The organism is Nocardia sp. Root136 (assembly GCF_001427185.1).
In the GTDB taxonomy this organism is placed as follows: domain Bacteria; phylum Actinomycetota; class Actinomycetes; order Mycobacteriales; family Mycobacteriaceae; genus Nocardia; species Nocardia salmonicida.
Window position 1 is genome coordinate 338,730 of sequence record NZ_LMFE01000011.1, and the last position, 13,341, is coordinate 352,070.

The following is a 13,341-nucleotide window of genomic DNA, read 5'->3' on the forward strand; positions in this document are numbered from 1 at the left end:
CCTACGATGACGAAATGACCGGGGTCAAAGATCGCCTGCTCACGACAATCGCCGGGCAGCTAGGCAATCCGCACGGTGTGCTCGGTAAGGGCGTGGCGTTCGTACTCAATCGGGGGAACAAGCGCGCCATCGCGGCGGCTGTGGATGCCGCGTCGCCGACAGCCGGCGCGACGGTCGCCGATATCGGCTTCGGCGGTGGGGTGGGACTGGAGTTGTCGCTGGCCCGCGTCGGGGCCGAAGGCATGGTGCACGGCATCGAGCCGTCCGCCGATATGCTCGTCCGCGCCCGTGGCCGTTTCGCCATGGAGCTCGCGGAGGGCCGCCTCGCGCTCGCCGACGGCGCCCTCACCGCGCTCCCACTGCCCGACGCGAGCCTCGACGCGGCCATCACCGTCAACACCATCTACTTCCTCGACGACCTCCCGGCCGCCTGCGTCGAACTCGCCCGCGTCCTTCGCTCCGGCGGCACCGCGGTGATCGGCATCGGCGATCCCGACGCCATGGCCAAAATGCCGTTCACCCCTTATGGATTCACCTTGCGTCCGGTCGCCGATGTGGTGGCGGTGCTCAGCTCCGCCGGACTGACCGTGGAGCAGCGCACCTTGGCGAATCCGCCGATTCCGCACCATCTGCTGATCGCTCGCAAGGTGTGATCAGACTCTTGACCGACCGGTCGGTCATGGCTACCGTCGGGACATGAGCACACCGATCACCGTCGTCACGCCGTATGGCGACGTGGTCGTGCACCTGAGCGGGCGCTCGCCCGGCGATGCGCCGGGACTGCTCCTGCTGCACGCGAATCCGGGCGACCACCGCGACTTCGATCAGATCGTCCCCACGCTGGGCACGACGTGGGCTGTGGCGGCGATCGACTGGCCGGGCTACGGCGCGTCGACGGTCATCGATCCGGACGCGATCACCGTCGACGCGCTCGCTGACGTAGCCGTGCGAGTGTCGAAGTCGTTGGCGCAGCTCGGTTTCGGTTCGCTGACGGTGATCGGCAACAGCGTCGGCGGATACGCGGCAGTCCGCCTGGCCGAGCGCGCACCGGACCTGGTGCGCGGGCTGGTGCTGGTGCAGTCGGCCGGGTTCGCACCACTGAATGTGGTGACCAGAGCCATGTTCCGATTGATCGCGCGGCCCTCGGTGGCCCGGCGGTTCGTGGTCGTGAACGCACGGCTGTATCTGGGATCGCCGCGAAACGAGGGTGTTCGGCCCCTCTTCGAGCGGGCCCGCGAGATACCCGGCGATCCGATCCGGCTCGCTGTGTACCGCAGTCTCTGGCGGAGCCTGGACGACCCGCGCGTCGACCTGGCCGCCGCCCCGCTGCTCCCCGAGGTTCCCGTCCAGGTGGTCTGGGGCCGCAACGACCCGAGTAACCCCTGGCTGGTGAACCGGCGCGGCATCGCCCGCGCCCTGCCCGCGGCACCGGTCGCGCTGCTGCCCACCCGGCACGAACCGTTCGCCGAGGCCCCCGAGCTGTTCCTCGAAACCGTGCGCGAGTTTCTCGCGGGCCGTGCTGGAATGCGGCAATGAGATCCGCCGAGCCCGGCCGCAGGGCGCTGTTGAACGCGGGCAGGCAGCTGCTGGCCACCGAGAACCTGAGCAAGCTCTCGGTCAACGCCGTCACAGCCGCCGCCGAGATGGCCAAAGGCAGCTTCTACCAGCACTGGCCCAGCAGGGAGTCCTACATGCTCGCCCTGCACCGCGCCTTCCACGACGAGCTCGACGCCCGGGTCGGCACGGCGACCGCCGATCTACCCCCAGGCGAGGAACGCCTCGCGGCCGGCATCACCGCCTACCTCGACGGCTGCCTGGCCGCTCCCGCGACAAAGGGCCTATTAGTACAGGCGAGAACAGACGCGGGCCTTGCCACCGAAGTGAGCGCCCGCAATTCCGCCGCCGCCACCCTGCTCACCACCGACCTCACGGCGATGGGCTGGACCGACCCGGAGCCCGTCGCCGTGCTGTTGGTAGCGGCAACAGCCGAAACCGCCTTACTCGAGTTGGACGCACAGTCCCCGCGACCGGATCTTCGCGCCGCCCTGCTCCGCATCGCCCGCCCCTGACCCCGGAAACGACAGAAGGCCCGATCCAGAAGGATCGAGCCTTTAGTCTTGTGGGCGAAGGGGGACTTGAACCCCCACGTCCTTACGGACACTGGCACCTGAAGCCAGCGCGTCTGCCATTCCGCCACTCGCCCGAGCGACTGGAAAAATCTAACATGCCCCGCGGGCGAAAATAAAATCGATTCCCTGACCTGCGGCGATGCCGTGGAATCCAGCCGGGGAACCGGGGGGCGCCGCCGGGAGTTACCCAGGTAGAGGATCGTGGATATCATGCAAGGAACGTGGTCGGGTCCGGACACGCCGTAACCAGCGTGTCGAGGAGGGCGGACACGCGCACCGAAGGGAGGGCTGTGATGGGCATCGTGTCGAGATTCGAACGTCGCTTGCAGGGCGCTGTCGGTGACGTGTTCGCGAGGGTGTTCGGCGGCAGTGTGGTTCCCCAAGAGGTGGAGGCCGCGCTGCAGCGCGAAGCCGCAGATCAGATCCAGGATCTGGACGGCGGACATCGACTCGCGCCGAACAGTTACGTGATCACGATCAACGAAACCGATCACGGCAAGCTCGACGCCGATCACGACCTGACAACCAAAGCGTTCGCCAAACATCTGCAGGATTACATCCGGGAGCAGGGCTGGCAGACCTACGGCGAAGTACACGTGGCGTTCGAGGCATCACCTACGCTGCACACCGGAATGTTCAGAGCGAGCGGCCGCGTCGACCCCGACGCCGGTCGCGGGACGGCCCCACCTCGCACCGGACCGCCACAACGACCCGCACACCCGCAACCAGGAGCTGGCCCCATGACGCATAACTCAGGCTACGAGCCAAGCCGAGAGCCCGCGGAGTCCGATCCACGCAACCGCGGGTACGCACCGCCGCCCGCCGGCGCGCCAGGGGCTCCCTACCCGGCAGACGACTACGGCCGCGGTGGCGGCTACGGCGCGCCCGAGGCGCAGCCCGGATATGGCGACGCGTACGGCCAGCAGGGTGGCGACTACCAGAACGGCTACGACCCCGCCGCGCCCGCTCAGCAGGGCTACGGCCAGCAGGGTGGCTACGGCGCCGCGCCCGCGTACGGCGAGCCCGGTTACGACCAGCAGGGCGGCTACGGCCAGCAGGCGTACAGCCAGCAGGGTGGCTACGGCGCGCCGGGCGCCCAGCCCGGTTACGCCGAGCCCGGCTACGACCAGCAGGGTGGCTACGGCCAGCAGGGCTACGCCGAACCGCAGCAGCAGGGCTACGGCCAGCAGGCCGGTTACGGCCAGCAGGGCTATGCCGACCCGGGCTACGACCAGCAGGGTGGCTACGGCCAGCAGGGCTACGCCGAACCCCAGCAGCAGGGCTACGGCCAGCAGGGTTACGGCGCGCAGCCCGGCTATGCCGAGCCCGCCTACGGCCAGGAGGAGCAGGGCGGCTACGCCCAGCCCGCCGCCGGCTACGGCCAGCAGGGCTACGGCCAGCAGCAGGGCGCGGGCTACGCCGCCGCCCAGTCGAGCTACTCGGCCACGCTCCAGCTCGACGACGGCAGCGGCCGCACCTACGCGCTGCGCGAGGGTTCCAACATCATCGGCCGCGGCCAGGATGCCCACTTCCGGCTGCCCGACACGGGCGTGTCGCGTCGGCATATCGAGGTGCGCTGGGACGGCCAGACGGCCATGCTCTCGGACCTGGGTTCCACCAACGGAACGCTCGTCAACGGTTCCCCCGTGCAGGATTGGCAGCTCGCCGATGGCGACGTGATCCGGGCCGGACATTCCGAGATCCTGATCAGGATCGTCTGATCCCGTAAGCTGCGCGGTGCACGTCACGAGTCGACGCTGTCGGCTCTATGATGCTGCCATTACACGCACGGTCCCGACCTCGGGGCCCGCAAGCCAGCACGCTGGTGGGGGTGGTTCGGCCCGCACCTGCCGTACCGACGTACCCGGGCAAACAGGAGGTGGAACGCCGTGCAGGGATTGATCCTGCAATTGACCCGCGCGGGGTTCCTGCTGCTGCTCTGGTTGTTCGTCTGGGCCGTTCTGCGGACCTTGCGCAGCGATATCTACGCGGCATCCGGCATACGGATACAGCCGAGGGCAACCCGCGCTAATCGCGGATCCATCGGTCTGCCCTCCTTCAGCCGAAGCCAGAAGGGCGCCAAGTATCTAGTGGTGACTCATGGTTCACTCGCCGGCACTCGAATCACCCTCGGCACGCAACCGGTTCTCATCGGACGCGCCGACGATTCGACGCTGGTACTCACCGACGACTACGCCTCGACCAGGCACGCGCGACTGTCTCAGCGTGGTGACGACTGGTACGTGGAAGACCTCGGTTCCACCAACGGCACGTATCTCGACCGCGCGAAAGTCACCACCGCCGTCCGTGTTCCGCTCGGCACTCCGGTGCGAGTCGGCAAAACAGTGATCGAGCTGCGATCGTGACACTTGTTCTGCGCTACACCGCGCGAAGCGACCGCGGACTCGTCCGGGGCAACAACGAAGATTCGGTCTACGCTGGCGCACGCCTGTTAGCGCTGGCCGACGGCATGGGTGGGCACGCCGCCGGAGAAGTGGCCTCGCAGTTGATGATCGCCGCGCTGGCGCATCTCGACGACGACGAGCCGGGCGAGGACATCCTCGGCAAGCTCGACCACGCCACGCATTCCGGCAACGCCGCCATCGCCGACCACGTCGAGGCCGAACCCGAACTCGACGGCATGGGCACCACGCTCACCGCGATCCTGTTCGCGGGCCGCAAACTCGGCCTGGTCCATATCGGCGACTCGCGGGCCTACCTGCTGCGCGACGGCGAACTCGCCCAGATCACCCGCGACGACACGTTCGTGCAGTCACTGGTCGACGAGGGCCGGATCACCGCCGAGCAGGCGCACACCCACCCGCAGCGTTCGCTGATCATGCGCGCCCTCACCGGCAACGAGATCGAGCCGACGCTGATCATGCGCGAAGCCCGCGCCGGTGACCGCTATCTGCTGTGCTCCGACGGACTTTCGGACGTGGTGAGCGACGAGACCATCGGCAACACCATGCGCGAGGGCAACACCGACGAGTGCGCCGACCGGCTCATCGAGCTGGCGCTGCGCAGCGGTGGTCCGGACAATGTGACCGTCGTCGTCGCCGATGTGATCGACCTCGACTACGGCCAGAGCCACCCGATTCTCGCGGGCGCCGCCTCCACCGAGGAGGAGGAAGACTCCCCGCCGCCGAATACCGCGGCAGGGCGAGCCGCCGCCATGCGTCCGCCCCGCGCGCAACCGCGCCGGGCCGCCGCCGCGCCGCCGCCGGAAACGAAGTCGCACAAGCTGCGCTGGCTGCTGTTGTCGCTGGCGTTGATCGCCGCGGTGGCCATCGGACTCGTGGTGGGCTACAAGATGATTCGCAGCAACTACTACGTGGGCGCCGACAACGACAAGGTGGTCGTGATGCGCGGCCTGCCCGGTTCGATCCTCGGCTACTCGATCCACGACGTGGAGCTGACGGGCTGTGTGAACAGCAAGAGCGAGCTCACTCTCGTCGAGGTGGGCAAGCCTGCGCCGAGCGGTTGCAAGACGCTGACGGTCAGCGACCTGAAGCAGACCGGGCGCGACCAGGTGCAGAAGGGCCTGCCGCCGGATTCGCTGGACAAGGCGCGCGGCAGCATGAAGGTGCTGGCGCAGAACGAGCTCCTTCCGCCGTGCCCGAAGAAGGAAACGGTCCCCCAGCCCGGCGTGCTGCCGCCCGAGCAGACCCCGGTGATCCCCGGTGGCGCACCGACTCCCGGCCCTGACCAGCCCGCGACACCGACCACGACCACCCCGGCGCCGACCACCACAACTGTTCCTCCGACAACCCCGCAGATCTCAGGGGAGAACTGCCGGGTGACGGACTGATGTCCGCACCGCCACCGCCGTCGGCTGGGGCGTTCCCCAGTCCCCCTGGTGGATTCGCGCCGGCGCCGCCGCCGTCGACGCGACGCAACCAGGAGTTGCTGTTGCTGGCGGGCGCGGCGGGCATCACGACGGTGTCGTTGTTCATCGTCGAGGCGAGCCAGGAACAGTCGATCACCACCGACATCGCCAAGTACGGGGTGGCGTTCCTCGCGCTGTTCGGGATCGCGCATCTCGCGGTGCGCCGGTTCGCGCCGTTCGCGGACCCGCTCCTACTACCGATTGTGGCGCTGCTCAACGGATTGGGGCTGGTGCTGATCCACCGGCTCGATCTCGCCGAAGCGCAGAAGGCGGCGTACGACGCGACAGCGGTACCCTCCCCCGACGCCAACCAGCAGATCATGTGGACCGGCCTCGGCATCGTGGTGTTCATCAGCCTGCTCATCGTCTTGCGGGACTACCGCACGCTGGCGCGCTATACCTACACACTAGGCCTGGTCGGCCTGGTCGCGCTGGCGATTCCGGCACTGTTGCCGAGCCGGTTCTCCGAAGTCAACGGCGCCAAGATCTGGATCCGGCTGCCCGGATTCAGCATGCAGCCGGGCGAATTCGCGAAGATCCTGCTGATCATCTTCTTCGCTGGCGTTCTGGTGGCCAAGCGTGATCTGTTCACCGCGGCGGGCAAGCACTTCCTCGGCATGGAGTGGCCGCGGCCACGCGATATGGGCCCGATCCTGATCGTGTGGATCGTCTGCATCGGCGTGCTCGTGCTCGAAAAAGACCTCGGCACTTCGCTGCTCATCTTCGGCACGGTGCTGGTGATGATCTACATCGCCACCGAACGGGTGGGCTGGCTGATCATCGGCGGCGGGCTGCTCGCGCTCGGATTCGTGTTCGCCTACGAGCTGTTCGGGCATGTGCGCGTGCGCGTGGACACCTGGCTGCACCCGTTCGACGACTACCACAACACCGGCTACCAGATCTCGCAGTCGATGTTCGGCTTCGCCACCGGCGGCCTCGCGGGCACCGGCCTCGGCAGCGGGCGACCCCAGCAGGTGCCCTTCGCCAAGACCGACTTCATCGTCACCACCATCGGCGAGGAACTGGGCCTGATCGGGCTCACCGCGGTGCTGATGCTGTTCCTGATCTTCATCGTCCGCGGGCTGCGCACCGCGCTGGCCGTGCGTGACAGCTTCGGCAAGCTGCTCGCGGCGGGCCTGTCGTTCACCATCGCGATCCAGATCTTCGTGGTCGTCGGCGGTGTCACCAAACTGATTCCACTCACCGGTCTGACCACGCCGTTCATCTCCTACGGCGGTTCGTCGCTGCTGGCGAACTACGCGCTGCTCGGGCTGTTGATGAAGATCTCCGATGCGGCTCGCGCACCGGCTCCGGCCCGTAAGCGCGCGCCCGCACCGATCGCCGACGCGGCCACGGAACTGGTCCGCAGGCCGGAAAGCAGGGTGAGCGAATGAACACACCTCTGCGTCGTGTCGCCGTCGCCGTCATGGTGATGGTGGTGGCGTTGCTCGTGAACGCGACCTACCTGCAGGTGGTCAAGGCCGACGATCTGCGCAGCGATCCGCGCAACTCGCGGGTGCTGCTCGACGAGTACTCGCGCCAGCGCGGTCAGATCTCCGCGGGCGGCACCGTGCTCGCCGGCTCGGTCGCGACCGACGACCGGTACAAGTACCTGCGCGAATACCCCTCCGACCCCTCGGCGTACGCGCCGGTCACCGGCTTCTACTCGATGCAGTACGGCAAGACCGGGCTCGAGTTGGCCGCGGACCCGCTGCTCTCGGGCAACGACTCGAGCCTGTTCGGGCGTCGGCTCATCGACATGTTCTCCGGGCGCGATCCGCGCGGCGCGAACGTGCTCACCACGCTGAATCCGATGATGCAGCAGGTCGCCTACGAACAGATGACCTCGAAGGGCTACACCGGCGCGGTCGTGGCGATCGAGCCGAGCACCGGCAAGATCTTGACCATGGTCTCCACGCCCAGCTACGACCCCAACGAACTGTCGGGCCACGACGGCGCGGCGGGCCGGGCGGCCTGGGAGCGGTTGAGCACCGACCCGAGTCAGCCGATGCTCAATCGCGCTGTCTCGCAGACCTATCCGCCGGGGTCGACGTTCAAGACCGTCGTCACCGCGGCCGCGCTGTCCAACGGTGTCGCCGGTCCGAACGACCAGTTCACCGCGGCGCCCAACATCACCCTGCCCGGGACCAGCACCACGCTGGAGAACTACAACGGCACCACCTGCGGTGACATGCCGACGGCCAGCCTCTACGACGCGTTCCGGCGTTCGTGCAACACCGCGTTCGTCGAACTCGGCGTTAAGGTCGGCGCGGCCAAACTCAAGGACGAGGCCGCCGCGTTCGGCATCGGAGTCGAGGATCCGCCCAGTGTGCCGATCCCGGTCGCCGAATCGACCGTCGGCCCGATCCCGGACAACGCCGCGCTCGGCCAGTCCAGCATCGGTCAGCGCGATGTGTCGGTGACACCGCTCAATGTCGCGGTGATCGCCGCGACCATCGCCAACGGCGGCACCAGGATGCAGCCGTATCTGGTCGATCAGACCCAGGCACCCGATCTGTCCGAGCTCAGCAAGACCAAACCGGTCAGCGTCGGGCAGGCGGTGAGCCCCCAGGTAGCGTCGACCCTGACCGATCTGATGGTCGCCTCGGAGGCCAATACTGTGGGCGGTGGGCGGTCGCCTTACCAGATCGCGTCGAAGACCGGAACGGCCGAACACGGCAGTAATCCCCGTAACACCCCGCCACATGCTTGGTATATGGCCTTCGCGCCCGCGCAGAACCCGAAGATCGCCATCGCGGTGATCGTCGAGAACGGCGGCAACAGGCAGTTGGCTGCCACCGGAGGCTCGGTGGCGGCACCGATCGCCAGGTCTGTGCTCGATGCGGGCCTGGCAGGGGGCTGAACGAAATGAGTGTGCGAGTGACAACACGGGGGCCCCGATGCTGAACAACGGCGCCATGATCGCCGACCGCTACCGCCTGCAGCGGCTCATCGCCACGGGCGGTATGGGTCAGGTGTGGGAAGCGATGGACACCCGGCTCGATCGCCGGGTGGCGGTCAAGGTCCTCAAAACCGAGTTCTCCGCCGACCCGACCTTCCGTGCGCGGTTCCGGGTGGAAGCGCGCACCACCGCGCAGCTCAACGCACCCGGGATCGCGGGCATCTACGACTACGGCGAGACCACCGACCCGTCGGGCGGCGAGACCGCGTACCTGGTGATGGAGCTCGTGCAGGGCGAACCGCTCAACGCGGTGCTCAACCGCATGGGCAGGCTCTCGGTCATCCAGGGTCTGGACATGCTCGAGCAGACCGGGCGCGCGCTCGAGGTCGCGCACGCGGCAGGCGTGGTGCACCGCGACGTGAAGCCGGGCAACATCCTGGTGACGCCGACCGGTCAGGTGAAGATCACCGACTTCGGCATCGCCAAGGCGGTCGACGCCTCGCCGGTGACCAAGACCGGCATGGTGATGGGTACCGCCCAGTACATCGCGCCCGAACAGGCCGTCGGCGAGGACGCCACCGCGGCCTCCGACGTGTACTCCCTCGGCATCGTCGGCTACGAAGCACTGGCCGGAGTCCGTCCGTTCACCGGTGAGGGCGCGATCACCGTCGCGATGAAGCATGTGCGCGACGCGCCCCCGCCGATGCCCGACGACCTGCCCGCGAACGTGCACGAACTGATCGCCATCACGATGGCCAAGGATCCGTTGCAGCGCTACAGCAGCGGTGGCGAGTTCGCCGACGCCGTGGCCGCAGTGCGCGCCGGACACATGCCGCCGATCCCCGGCGGCGCCACCGGTCCGTCGATGACCGGTGCGACCAGGGTGCTGCCGCCCGGCCCGACCGTCGCGATTGCCGCGGCCGGTGCCGCCGCCGCGGCCGACTACGACGGCGCGACCATGCGCTTCGGCCATCAGCCGGGCGGCCCGGTCGGTCCGCCGACCGGCGGTTACAGCGGTCCGGCCACCCAAGCGGCCGCGCCAGCGCCGGTTCCCGCGAGCAACGCCAAGAACAACCAGAAGTGGCTGATCGCGCTCGGTGTCGGCGCGCTGCTGCTCGGCGGCGGCGTGCTGTGGTTGCTGTTCGGCGGTGAACCGAACCGGGATTCGGGCACCACGACCACCACCGTGCAGACCACCAAGCCGGTGCCGCCGCCGGTGACCACCACCAGGCCCGTGCCGCCGCCGGTCGTCACCGAGGAACCGCCGACCACGACGGAACCGCCGCGTCCGACGACCACTACCGAGCCGCCGACGACGACCCCCGAGCCGACCACCACCACGGCGCCGCCGACCACCACCAGCAAGACCAAGCCGACGACGACGCCGAAGACGACCAAACCGGAAGCGACCACCACGGCGCCCGCCGGGGGAACCACCACCGTGGGCCGCCCCCGGCTGCCCACCTTCGACCTGCCGTTCCCCGATAGCGACACTGCCGTAGGCCCGACCATAGGACAACCATGACGACCCCGAAGAATCTCTCCTCTCGGTATGAGCTGGGCGAGATCATCGGGTTCGGCGGCATGTCGGAGGTGCACCGCGCCCGCGACGTTCGCCTGTCCCGCGACGTGGCGATCAAGGTGCTGCGAGCCGATCTGGCCCGCGATCCCACGTTCTACCTGCGGTTCAAGCGCGAAGCGCAGAACGCGGCCGCGCTGAACCACCCGGCCATCGTGGCCGTGTACGACACCGGCGAGGCCACCGTCGACGGCGGGCCGCTGCCCTACATCGTCATGGAGTACGTCGAGGGCGACACCCTGCGCGACATCGTGCGCGGCAAGGGACCGCTGGCCCCGCGCAAGGCGATGGAAGTCGTGGCCGATGTGTGCGCCGCGCTCGATTTCAGCCACAAGGCCGGAATCGTGCACCGTGACATGAAGCCGGCCAACATCATGATCAACCGCGCGGGTGCGGTGAAGGTGATGGACTTCGGCATCGCGCGCGCGATCGCCGACAGCGCCAACCCGATGACCCAGACCGCCGCGGTGATCGGCACCGCCCAGTACCTCTCACCCGAGCAGGCGCGCGGCGAGACCGTCGACGCGCGCTCCGACGTGTACTCGGTCGGCTGTGTGCTGTTCGAGATCCTCACCGGGCAGCCGCCGTTCACCGGTGACTCGCCGGTCGCTGTCGCCTACCAGCACGTGAAGGAAGATCCCCCGCTGCCGTCGTCGGTCAACCCCGGCGTACCGCGCGAGCTCGATTCGGTGATCCTCAAGGCGATGGCCAAGAACCCGGCCAACCGGTACCAGACGGCCGCGGAGATGCGCGCCGACCTGATCCGGGTACTCGGCGGGCAGAAGCCGAGCGCGCCGATGGTGATGAACGACGAAGACCGCACCGATTACGACGACGAGCCGGGCCCGCGGACCTTCCACGACCGCCGCGACGACACCTCCGAGCACCCCGCGGTCGGGCCGCCCGGCGAGGAACGTAACCGCACCGGGCTGATCGCGCTCGGTGTCGCGGCCGCGCTCGCCGTGGCGTTCGGGTTGTTCTGGGTGCTGGTCGGGCCGGGCAGCCGAGCTGATCAGGTGGCCGTTCCCGACCTGTCGGGCAAGCCGGCTCAGCAGGCGCAGAACGAACTACAGCAGTCCGGTTTCTATGTGGCCGTGCAGGAGAAGCCGGACGGCAAGGTGGCGCCGGGCAATGTGATCGCGACCCAGCCGCTCGGCGGTTCGCGCATCGACGAGGGCAGCACAGTGACGTTGCAGGTCTCGACCGGCCCGACGCAGGTGCAGTTGCCGCGATTGTTCGGGATGAGTCAAACCGAGGCCGAGCAGAAGCTGAATTCGATCGGCCTGCAAATGGATCCGAACGTGGTGCGCAAGGCGTCGAGCACAGCCGAGAACGGCAAGGTGATCGCGCAGGATCCGAGCGAGGGCGTGCGGGTCGACATCGACCGGCCGATCATCGTCACCATCGGCAGCGGTCCGGAGCAGGTCCGGGTGCCGACCGTGGTCGGCCAGGACATCTCGATCGCCCAGCCGAATCTGGTCGACCCCGCCGGTTTCAAGGTCGAGATCCAGGAGGTGAAGTCCTCGCTGCCGAAGGGCCAGGTGCTCGCCACCAACCCGGCGGGCGGAAGCAACGCGGAGAAGGGCTCGACCATCACGGTCCAGGTCTCCGCCGGTGACCGCATCACCGTCCCCGATCTCACCGGGCTCACGCCGGTGCAGGCCCAGGAAAGACTGCGCAGCGAAGGGTGGACCGGTCAGCTCAGCCAGACCACGGTGATCACCCTCGACGGTAATGCCTCGGGCAAGGTCGTCGGGCAGAGTCCGGCGGCCGGTTCGGCAGTGACGATCAACGGCAATGTGGTGCTGCATGTAGGAGCTTCACCGATTCCGCGTTGAGGTCTCGATTGGATGGCGAACGCGTCTGTCGCGCCTGCACGGGCGCAGAATGAGGCTGCTTTCATCCCCATCCAGCGTTGCTGACGAGGAGGTACAGCCCCTTATGACGACAGCCAGGGACATCATGAAGCCCGGTGCGCAGTGGATCACCCGCGGTGACACCGTGGCGACCGCGGCGACGGCGATGGCCGATCTCGGGGTCGGGTCGCTCGTCGTCGCCGACGACGACGAGCGCATGTGCGGCATCATCACCGACCGCGACATCGTGGTGAAGTGCGTCGCGCTCGGTCTGTCTCCCGATCTGACCACGGCCGCGGAACTCTGCGAGTCGACACCGCGATGGGTTAGCGCGGACGCCGATGTGGAGGACGTGCTCGACCAGATGGAGTCGCACCGGGTGAAGCGGATGCCGGTGATCGAGAACAAGCGCTTGGTCGGCATGATCAGCGAGGCCGACCTGGCTCGCCACCTCGACGACAATCAGCTCGGCGAATTCGTGACCGCCATCTACGGGCGGCCGTGAGCTAGCTCAAATCCAGGTGGGTGTTCATCGACATGGCTTCGGTGGCCAGGTCGGTGAGCTCCACTACGCGCACGCCGTGGGTGCGGAGTTTGTCCACACCCTCGCAGGCGGCGACGAACAGGCTCGGCTCGCGCCAGGCGATAACCACCGTGGGAATGCCCGCGGCCAGAATGCGATCGGTGCACGGCGGCCGGGTCGCGGTGGCGCGGGTGGAGCACGGTTCCAGGGTGCTGTAGATCGTTGCCCTGGTCAGGCGGGGGTCGTCGGGGTCGAGCTTGTTCAGCGCGGCCTCTTCGGCGTGTACCTTCGCATCGGTTTCGCGGGAGAAACCGGTCGCGATCTCCACCCCGTCGGCGACGATCACCGCGCCGACCGAATAGGCCGTCTCGCTGGGGGGACAGTTCCTGGCGAGTTCTATCGCCCTGTGCATGAACCGGTGGTCGGTGTCGTCGTAGCTCATGTCTTTTCCCTGTGGTGGGCG

12 protein-coding genes and 1 tRNA gene are annotated in these 13,341 nt (G+C 68.1%); 11 read left to right on the forward strand and 2 right to left on the reverse strand.

Going from position 1 to position 13,341, the window contains the following annotated elements:
* The first annotated feature begins 14 nt into the window (after positions 1-14).
* The 3 genes from ASD42_RS29190 to ASD42_RS29200 are packed head-to-tail and all read left to right on the forward strand — an operon-like array spanning position 15 to position 2,069.
* Entirely contained in the window at positions 15-653 is a 639-nt protein-coding gene (locus tag ASD42_RS29190; RefSeq protein ID WP_056822543.1) for a class I SAM-dependent methyltransferase, read from the forward strand.
* Positions 654-696: 43 nt separating this feature from the next.
* Complete coding sequence (locus ASD42_RS29195; RefSeq protein ID WP_056822545.1) at positions 697-1,536, forward strand: alpha/beta fold hydrolase; 840 nt, start codon at positions 697-699, stop codon at positions 1,534-1,536.
* Entirely contained in the window at positions 1,533-2,069 is a 537-nt protein-coding gene (locus tag ASD42_RS29200; RefSeq protein ID WP_056822547.1) for a TetR/AcrR family transcriptional regulator, read from the forward strand. Before ASD42_RS29195 ends, ASD42_RS29200 begins: the two co-directional genes overlap by 4 nt.
* A gap of 51 nt (positions 2,070-2,120) precedes the next feature.
* On the opposite strand, the gene ASD42_RS29205 is transcribed toward ASD42_RS29200, so the two are convergent.
* Positions 2,121-2,203: transfer RNA gene (locus ASD42_RS29205), tRNA-Leu, on the reverse strand.
* A 219-nt stretch (positions 2,204-2,422) separates the two neighbouring features.
* Here ASD42_RS29205 and ASD42_RS29210 point away from each other — a divergent pair.
* The 8 genes from ASD42_RS29210 (at position 2,423) to ASD42_RS29245 (ending at position 12,860) form a co-directional block, all read left to right on the forward strand.
* Positions 2,423-3,850, forward strand: coding sequence for a DUF3662 and FHA domain-containing protein (locus ASD42_RS29210; protein ID WP_056822550.1), 1,428 nt, complete (start codon positions 2,423-2,425; stop codon positions 3,848-3,850).
* A gap of 168 nt (positions 3,851-4,018) precedes the next feature.
* On the forward strand, positions 4,019-4,495 hold the full coding sequence (locus tag ASD42_RS29215) for an FHA domain-containing protein FhaB/FipA (protein WP_056822553.1): 477 nt from the start codon (positions 4,019-4,021) through the stop codon (positions 4,493-4,495).
* A complete protein-coding gene (locus tag ASD42_RS29220; RefSeq protein ID WP_056822554.1) occupies positions 4,492-5,940 on the forward strand; it encodes a PP2C family protein-serine/threonine phosphatase in 1,449 nt (482 codons plus the stop codon). The genes ASD42_RS29215 and ASD42_RS29220 overlap by 4 nt, the downstream gene beginning before the upstream one ends.
* Entirely contained in the window at positions 5,940-7,412 is a 1,473-nt protein-coding gene (locus ASD42_RS29225; RefSeq protein ID WP_056822556.1) for an FtsW/RodA/SpoVE family cell cycle protein, read from the forward strand. Before ASD42_RS29220 ends, ASD42_RS29225 begins: the two co-directional genes overlap by 1 nt.
* Positions 7,409-8,881, forward strand: a complete 1,473-nt coding sequence (locus ASD42_RS29230) for a peptidoglycan D,D-transpeptidase FtsI family protein (RefSeq protein ID WP_056822559.1) — start codon at positions 7,409-7,411, stop codon at positions 8,879-8,881. Before ASD42_RS29225 ends, ASD42_RS29230 begins: the two co-directional genes overlap by 4 nt.
* A 37-nt stretch (positions 8,882-8,918) precedes the next feature.
* The gene (locus ASD42_RS29235) at positions 8,919-10,445 is read left to right on the forward strand and encodes a protein kinase domain-containing protein (protein WP_056822561.1); all 1,527 of its coding nucleotides are present in this window, start codon (positions 8,919-8,921) and stop codon (positions 10,443-10,445) included.
* Positions 10,442-12,337: a Stk1 family PASTA domain-containing Ser/Thr kinase gene (pknB, locus tag ASD42_RS29240; RefSeq protein WP_056822564.1), complete on the forward strand. Its 1,896-nt coding sequence runs from the start codon at positions 10,442-10,444 to the stop codon at positions 12,335-12,337. Before ASD42_RS29235 ends, pknB begins: the two co-directional genes overlap by 4 nt.
* Positions 12,338-12,440: 103 nt before the next feature.
* Positions 12,441-12,860, forward strand: a complete 420-nt coding sequence (locus ASD42_RS29245) for a CBS domain-containing protein (protein WP_056822566.1) — start codon at positions 12,441-12,443, stop codon at positions 12,858-12,860.
* 1 nt (position 12,861) lies between these two features.
* On the opposite strand, the gene ASD42_RS29250 is transcribed toward ASD42_RS29245, so the two are convergent.
* Positions 12,862-13,320 (reverse strand): deaminase, encoded by a 459-nt coding sequence (locus tag ASD42_RS29250; protein ID WP_056822568.1) that lies wholly within the window; start codon positions 13,318-13,320, stop codon positions 12,862-12,864.
* Positions 13,321-13,341 lie beyond the last annotated feature (21 nt).

Coding starts and splice junctions, on each gene's coding strand:
- ASD42_RS29190 (WP_056822543.1), top strand. CDS start 15: ATGACCGGGGTCAAAGATCGCCTGCTCACGACAATCGCCGGGCAGCTA.
- ASD42_RS29195 (WP_056822545.1), top strand. CDS start 697: ATGAGCACACCGATCACCGTCGTCACGCCGTATGGCGACGTGGTCGTG.
- ASD42_RS29200 (WP_056822547.1), top strand. CDS start 1,533: ATGAGATCCGCCGAGCCCGGCCGCAGGGCGCTGTTGAACGCGGGCAGG.
- ASD42_RS29210 (WP_056822550.1), top strand. CDS start 2,423: ATGGGCATCGTGTCGAGATTCGAACGTCGCTTGCAGGGCGCTGTCGGT.
- ASD42_RS29225 (WP_056822556.1), top strand. CDS start 5,940: ATGTCCGCACCGCCACCGCCGTCGGCTGGGGCGTTCCCCAGTCCCCCT.
- ASD42_RS29230 (WP_056822559.1), top strand. CDS start 7,409: ATGAACACACCTCTGCGTCGTGTCGCCGTCGCCGTCATGGTGATGGTG.
- ASD42_RS29235 (WP_056822561.1), top strand. CDS start 8,919: ATGCTGAACAACGGCGCCATGATCGCCGACCGCTACCGCCTGCAGCGG.
- pknB (WP_056822564.1), top strand. CDS start 10,442: ATGACGACCCCGAAGAATCTCTCCTCTCGGTATGAGCTGGGCGAGATC.
- ASD42_RS29245 (WP_056822566.1), top strand. CDS start 12,441: ATGACGACAGCCAGGGACATCATGAAGCCCGGTGCGCAGTGGATCACC.
- ASD42_RS29250 (WP_056822568.1), bottom strand. CDS start 13,320: ATGAGCTACGACGACACCGACCACCGGTTCATGCACAGGGCGATAGAA.